Genomic DNA, 6299 nt, shown 5'->3' on the forward strand with positions numbered 1-6299 from the left:
TCCTAATAATGCCCCAAAACTTATTTCGCTTTTTAGCACTTTTTATCATTGTATTAGTTAGTAGTTATTTTATACATACCTGGATACTAGAATTATTCTCTCTTCCCGGTAATATAAGTATTCTTACTCTTTCTTATACTTTTAATAGCGTGTATACAATACTTCTTGTTAGCACAATTGTCACACTAAAAAAAAGACTAAAAGATCAACTAGGCTTTGTTTTTTTGGCAGGTAGTTTTTTGAAGATCGGAGTTTTTTTGGCAATACTAAAACTTACAGATCTCGAAATAGACAAAAGTGTTTTTCTGGATTTTTTTATTCCGTATATGATTAGTTTATCGCTAGAAGTCTATTATGTTTCCAAAATACTCAATAATCTTAAATAGTTGATTTTCAATATATTGTTTTTTCATTTTTTGGATTAAACTTATTTGTTAAAAATTGTTTAAGAATCTAACTTTATTATGTACATTTGCACCGAAATTTAGGAACCGAAATCTGACCTAGAATGCAAAAAATTAGTGTAGTTAGAATTTTTATGACTTTGGCCTTGGTTCTCACTTCTTTGAATCTAGTTGCAAAAGATACTGAGAACGTAGAAAAAGAAGGAAAAGGCGGGTTAAAAACTGAAATTAAGGAGTTTATAGCTCATCACCTTCTGGATTCACACGATTTTACATTATTTTCTGATGAGAAGGAGCATAAATATTATGGATTTCCATTGCCAGTGATTCTTTGGGATGGTGGATTGAAGGTTTTTTCTTCTTCAAAATTTCATCATGGGCAAACAGTAGCAGAAGTTGGTGGTAATTATTATAAATTATACCATAGTAAAATATATAAAACAGATGCAGCAGGGACAATTGATTATGATGCCCATCATCACCCTACCAATGCAAAACCTCTGGATTTTTCGATTACAAAAAATGTAGTTAGTATGCTTTTAATAAGTATACTCATGTTTTTTATGTTTAGAAGTCTTGCTAAGTCCTATAAAAAGAATAATGGAATTCCGTCAGGAATTGGTCGTTTTTTAGAGCCATTGGTACTTTTTGTAAGAGACGAAATTGCGATTCCGAATATTGGAGAAAAAAAGTATAGAAAATATATGAGCTTTCTTTTAACCATATTTTTCTTTATCTGGTTTTTAAATTTGTTGGGGATGACTCCTCTTGCTGTTAATGTGACAGGAAACATTGCTGTAACATTTGGATTAGCATTGTTGACATTTTTGATTACAAACTTAACGGCCAATAAAAACTATTGGGGACATATTTTCTGGATGCCAGGTGTACCTACTTTTATGAAAGTAGTGCTTGCGCCAATAGAATTGCTTGGGGTTTTTATAAAACCTTTTTCATTAATGATACGACTATATGCTAATATGACTGCAGGTCACGTAGTCATTATGAGTATTGTAGGTATGATGTTCTTGTTTAAGAGTTGGATTGGTAGTCCACTATCATTTGGATTAGCATTCGCATTATCGATATTAGAGTTATTAGTGGCGGCATTACAAGCATATATATTTACGATGCTGGCAGCACTATATTTTGGTATGGCAAATGAAGAGGCGCATCATTAAAATTTTGAACGTTTAATTTTTAATTATATAGTTATGACAATTCCAGACATTGTAGGAGCAGGTTTAATAGTAATCGGTGCAGGATTAGGTATCGGTAAAATTGGTGGATCAGCGATGGATGCTATCGCTCGTCAGCCAGAAGCTTCTGGTAAAATCCAGACAGCGATGCTTATTGCTGCCGCTCTTATTGAAGGTATAGGATTTGCTGCTCTTTTTGCAGCGTAATGCTTAAGGCAAAGGTTATAACGGTTGGTTATAACCTTTGTTTAAAAATTAAAAGTTAGATAGAATATTAAAAAATAACATATGGATAAGTTATTAGATCAGTTTTCGTTTGGATTGTTTTTTTGGCAGATTTTAATATTTGTTGGATTAATTTTCTTACTTAAAAAGTTTGCCTGGGGACCTATTTTAAAATCAGTAAATGATAGAGAAGCGGGGATTAAGGATGCATTAAAATCTGCAGAAGAGGCTAGAAAAGAAATGCAAAACCTTCAGGCAGATAATGAGCGAATCTTAAATGAAGCACGTGCAGAGCGTGACGGAATGCTAAAAGAAGCAAGACAGCTGAAAGAAACGATGATCTCTGATGCTAAGGTAGAAGCACAGACAGAAGCTGATAAAATCGTAGCACAAGCACAAGCGACTATTGAAAGCGAAAAGAAAGCAGCTATTGCAGAACTCAAGAGTCAAGTAGCTGGACTTTCTGTAGAGATTGCAGAAAAAGTTGTGAGAAGAGAATTAGCTGATAAAGACAAGCAACTAGAATTAGTAGCGTCTATGTTGGGAGATGTTACTTTAATAAATTAGTCACGTAATGAGTAGAGCAGCAATACGCTATGCCAAGGCAGTTTTGAGTTTAGCTCAGGATAAAAAAGCCACTGATGATGTCCAAAAGGATATGCAAAGTATTATCGCTACTGTAGACAGTAGTGCTGAGCTCAGAATGGTGTTGAATAGTCCGTTGATTAAAAGCGAGGTAAAACTAGCTTCTTTAAAAGAAATCTTTAAAGACACTGGTGATTTAACACAAAAGCTTTTTGATATATTGATCCAAAATAAAAGAGTGAATTTATTAGGTGATGTTGCCAGGCAATATATTGTTTTATTTGATCAGTTAAATAATACTCAACTTGCAAAAGTTACAACAGCTGTTCCTTTAAGTAAAACCTTAAGTGAGAAAGTACTGGCAAAGGTAAAAGAACTAACGGGAAATGAAGCTACCATAGAAAATATCATAGATGAGAGTATCATTGGAGGATTTATTCTTAGAGTAGGAGATTTGCAGTATAATGCAAGTATATTAAATAAACTTACAAGATTAAAAAGGGAATTGAGTAATTAATAAATTACTTTTATAGTATATAATTTAATAATAAGAGAATTAGTATCTAACTCGTTCTTGCAAACTATTATAAAATGGCAGAAGTGAATCCTGCTGAAGTTTCAGCAATATTAAAACAACAATTATCAGGATTTGAGGCATCAGCTTCATTAGAAGAGGTAGGAACAGTATTACAAATAGGTGATGGTATCGCTCGTGTATACGGTTTATCTAATGCTCAGTACGGAGAATTAGTAGAATTCGAGTCTGGACTAGAAGGTATTGTACTTAACCTTGAAGAAGATAATGTTGGGGTAGTACTTTTAGGTTCTTCAACAGAGGTAAAAGAAGGTGTAACGGTAAAACGTACACAAAGAATTGCATCGATTAATGTAGGAGAAGGAATCGTAGGTCGAGTAGTGGATACCTTAGGTACGCCAATCGATGGTAAAGGTGCAATCGAAGGTGAAACTTTCGAAATGCCATTAGAGCGTAAAGCGCCTGGTGTAGTTTTCCGTCAGCCGGTAACAGAACCATTACAGACAGGTATTAAGTCTATCGATGCTATGGTACCAGTAGGTAGAGGACAACGTGAATTAGTGATCGGTGACCGTCAAACAGGTAAAACTACAGTATGTATTGATACGATACTTAACCAAAAAGAATTTTATGATGCAGGTAAACCAGTATACTGTATTTATGTTGCGATCGGTCAGAAAGCATCTACAGTAGCAGGTATTGCCAAAGTATTAGAAGATAAAGGAGCGATGGCGTATACTACGATTGTAGCTGCCAATGCTTCAGATCCTGCTCCTATGCAGGTATATGCTCCATTTGCAGGTGCAGCCATCGGAGAGTATTTTCGTGATACAGGTCGTCCGGCATTAATTATTTATGATGATTTATCGAAGCAAGCGGTAGCGTATCGTGAAGTATCTTTGTTATTACGTCGCCCACCAGGTCGTGAAGCATATCCTGGAGATGTATTCTATTTGCATTCTAGATTATTAGAACGTGCCGCAAAGGTAATAGCAGATGATAATATCGCAAAAGATATGAATGATCTTCCTGACTCTTTAAAATCTAAAGTAAAAGGAGGAGGTTCTTTGACCGCTTTACCAATTATCGAAACACAGGCAGGTGATGTATCTGCATATATCCCTACAAACGTAATATCGATTACGGATGGACAAATATTCTTAACCTCTGATTTGTTTAACTCTGGGGTTCGTCCGGCAATTAATGTAGGTATTTCTGTATCGCGTGTGGGTGGATCAGCACAGATTAAATCCATGAAAAAAGTAGCAGGTACACTAAAACTGGATCAAGCACAGTTCCGAGAACTGGAAGCTTTTGCTAAGTTTGGTTCTGATCTTGATGCAGCTACCTTAAATGTAATCGAAAAAGGAAAACGTAATGTTGAAATCTTAAAGCAGGCACAAAATGACCCGTATACAGTAGAAGATCAGATTGCAATCATATACGCCGGGTCTAAAAACTTGTTAAAAGATGTTCCTGTAAATAAAATAAAAGAGTTCGAAAGTGACTATATACAGTATCTGAATGCAAAGCATAGAGATGTGTTAGATACGCTAAAGGCTGGAAAATTAACGGATGAAGTAACAGATACGTTGCTTTCAGCTTGTAAAGAGATTTCAGCAAAATATAAATAATTCCGAATTCCGAATTAGTCTATGGCTTACAAGGTAAAGAATAATGCAATTGTAGATAAAAGTTTTTATTTTGGTTGTGATATTGTAAGTTTTTGTAAGGAGTTGAAAAAGAGGCATGAATATGAAATTGCTAGCCAACTTAAAGAGTGGTACTAGTATTGGCGCAAATGTAAAGAGTCACAAAGAGGAGTGAGCACCAAAGATTTCAGGAATAAATTAGGAATTGCCTTAAAAGAAGCTGATGAAACATCTTTCTGGCTAGATATTATTGAGGAAACCACAATGGAAATTCCTAATCAATTGAAAGAAAGATGTGATGAATTGATAAGGCTTTTAGTTAGTATAATTAAAAATTCATAATTCTGAATTCAGGATTCATAATTATAAAAAATGGCAAACTTAAAAGAATTACGTAGTAGAATTACCTCTGTATCTTCAACGATGCAAATTACCAGTGCCATGAAGATGGTATCTGCTGCTAAGTTGAATAAGGCACAACAAGCGATTACAGCGATGCGCCCGTATGCAGATAAGCTTACTGAATTATTACAGAGTCTAAGTGCTTCTCTAGAAGGAGATAGTGCTAGTGTCTATTCAGAACAGCGAGAGGTTCAGAAGGTATTAGTAGTGGCAATCGCATCTAATCGTGGTCTGGCAGGTGCTTTTAATTCTAATATAGTGAAGGCTTCTAAAGAGTTATATGAACACGTATATTCAGGCAAGCAAGTTGAATTTGTTACCATTGGCAAAAAAGTAAATGATATTGTATCCAAAACACATACGGTTATTGCTAATAAAAGCGAGGTGTTTGATGAGCTGACCTTTACAAATGTTGCTGATATAGCTGAAGAATTGATGCTACATTTTACCAAAGGATCTTATGATAAGATTGTAGTTGTGTACAACAAGTTCAAAAATGCAGCGACGCAAATAGTGACCACAGAACAATTTCTACCGATTAAACCTGTAGAGGGTGATACTCAAGTAAATTTAGACTACATTTTTGAGCCGTCCAAGGAAGAGATTGTAGAAGAGTTAATACCAAAGTCGCTTAAAACACAATTATATAAAGCAATACGAGATTCTTTTGCTTCTGAGCACGGAGCCCGTATGACAGCCATGCATAAGGCAACCGACAATGCTACAGAATTGAGAGACAGTCTTAAGTTACAATACAATAAAGCAAGACAAGCTTCTATTACTAATGAAATTCTAGAGATCGTTGGTGGTGCCGAAGCATTGAATAATTAGATGTATTTCTTCTGATTATAGTAAAAACCTCATTCTTGATACGAATGAGGTTTTTTTATACGATACTTCTACAAAGCATTTTCATTTGCTTTTTATATTCTTTAGAATGTTATAAACAATTCAAGTATAAGGCACTACAATTTCATTCTCTAGTGAAGAACCAATAAAAAAGGAACAAGATAATAGGCTATTATATTATATAATGAGGATAGAAATGGTAGTATCTAGCTCTATGGATAATTTTATAAACCATAGTTCTATGATACTCCCAATGCTTAGGACAGCTTAAAGATATTTTTAATTTCTAAGAAGCCATTTGTTTTTGGTAAAATATTTGATTTTGGGGGTACTTTTCCAATTTCAGTATGTCTTCTTTTGGTGTTGTAAAACTCAATATATTCTTTTACTTTTTGATATAAATCTAATCCACCATTAGGCGGATTGAGATATATTTTCTCATATTTTA

8 protein-coding genes and 1 pseudogene are annotated in these 6299 nt (G+C 34.4%); 8 read left to right on the plus strand and 1 reads right to left on the minus strand.

The genetic code is table 11. From position 1 onward, the window contains the following. Positions 1-8: 8 nt before the first annotated feature. The 8 genes and pseudogenes from F0000_RS17095 to atpG all read left to right on the plus strand — a co-directional run bounded on the left by F0000_RS17095 (position 9) and on the right by atpG (position 5833). Positions 9-386 carry a DUF6168 family protein gene (locus F0000_RS17095; protein ID WP_149625945.1) on the plus strand — a complete coding sequence of 126 codons (378 nt, stop codon included), beginning with the start codon at positions 9-11 and terminating at the stop codon, positions 384-386. A 122-nt stretch (positions 387-508) separates the two neighbouring features. Further along, positions 509-1585, plus strand: coding sequence for a F0F1 ATP synthase subunit A (gene atpB, locus F0000_RS17100; protein WP_149625946.1), 1077 nt, complete (start codon positions 509-511; stop codon positions 1583-1585). 33 nt (positions 1586-1618) lie between these two features. Further along, positions 1619-1810 (plus strand): ATP synthase F0 subunit C, encoded by a 192-nt coding sequence (gene atpE / locus F0000_RS17105; protein WP_149625947.1) that lies wholly within the window; start codon positions 1619-1621, stop codon positions 1808-1810. A gap of 81 nt (positions 1811-1891) precedes the next feature. After that, positions 1892-2395, plus strand: a complete 504-nt coding sequence (locus F0000_RS17110) for a F0F1 ATP synthase subunit B (RefSeq protein ID WP_149625948.1) — start codon at positions 1892-1894, stop codon at positions 2393-2395. Positions 2396-2402: 7 nt separating this feature from the next. Then, entirely contained in the window at positions 2403-2930 is a 528-nt protein-coding gene (atpH, locus tag F0000_RS17115) for an ATP synthase F1 subunit delta (protein ID WP_149625949.1), read from the plus strand. 74 nt (positions 2931-3004) lie between these two features. Continuing rightward, on the plus strand, positions 3005-4582 hold the full coding sequence (gene atpA / locus F0000_RS17120) for a F0F1 ATP synthase subunit alpha (RefSeq protein ID WP_149625950.1): 1578 nt from the start codon (positions 3005-3007) through the stop codon (positions 4580-4582). Positions 4583-4762: 180 nt separating this feature from the next. Continuing rightward, positions 4763-4942, plus strand: a pseudogene (locus F0000_RS28625) (four helix bundle protein); the annotation flags it as partial. Positions 4943-4972: 30 nt separating this feature from the next. Continuing rightward, on the plus strand, positions 4973-5833 hold the full coding sequence (atpG, locus tag F0000_RS17130) for an ATP synthase F1 subunit gamma (RefSeq protein WP_149625951.1): 861 nt from the start codon (positions 4973-4975) through the stop codon (positions 5831-5833). Between the two features lie 275 nt (positions 5834-6108). Here the strand turns inward: atpG and F0000_RS27805 are convergent. Beyond that, positions 6109-6299: IS3 family transposase (locus tag F0000_RS27805; RefSeq protein WP_368668113.1), on the minus strand; the 191-nt coding region annotated here is incomplete at its 5' end.

The organism is Aquimarina sp. RZ0 (assembly GCF_008370685.1).
Classification (GTDB): domain Bacteria; phylum Bacteroidota; class Bacteroidia; order Flavobacteriales; family Flavobacteriaceae; genus Aquimarina.